The following is a 537-nucleotide window of genomic DNA, read 5'->3' as shown; positions in this document are numbered from 1 at the left end:
CGAGCTCGCCGGCCGGGCTCCGGAGCGCTACCTGGTGCTCGACGCCACCCGGCCGGCCGGGGAGCTCTCGGCCGCCGTGCGCGAGCGCCTCACCGGGCTCGCCCGCTCCGCCCGCGCCGCGGAGGTGAGCGCGTGAGCGTGTGGGACCAGCTGCTGGGCCAGGACGCCGTGGTGGCGCAGCTGCGGCGCGCCGCCCAGGAGGACCGGCCCAACCACGCCTGGCTGTTCACCGGGCCGCCCGGTTCGGGGCGCTCCAACGCGGCCCTCGCGTTCGCCGCGGCCCTGCTGTGCGAGCAGGAGGACCCCGCCGAGCGCGGCTGCGGGCAGTGCCACGCGTGCCGCACCGTCCTGGCCAGCTCGCACGCGGACCTCACCCACTTCGTCACGGAGAACCCGCAGATCACCATCGAGGAGGCCCGCGAGCTCGTGGTCCGTGCCCAGGACCGGCCCTCGGTGGGCCGCTGGCGCGTCATGGTGGTCGAGGACGCCGACCGCATGGCGGAGCGCACCTCGAACGTGATGCTCAAGGCCATCGAG

1 pseudogene is annotated in these 537 nt (G+C 76.2%); it reads left to right on the top strand.

Features of this window, described 5'->3' with window-relative positions:
• Positions 1–132: 132 nt before the first annotated feature.
• Positions 133–537 (top strand): annotated as a pseudogene (locus RF645_RS13325) (DNA polymerase III subunit delta'); the annotation flags it as partial.

The sequence above is a fragment of the Kocuria sp. CPCC 205260 genome, assembly GCF_040981045.1.
Lineage (GTDB): Bacteria > Actinomycetota > Actinomycetes > Actinomycetales > Micrococcaceae > Kocuria > Kocuria palustris.
The sequence above is the reverse complement of the archived record's forward strand: the minus strand, read 5'-3'. Positions and strand labels throughout refer to the sequence as shown.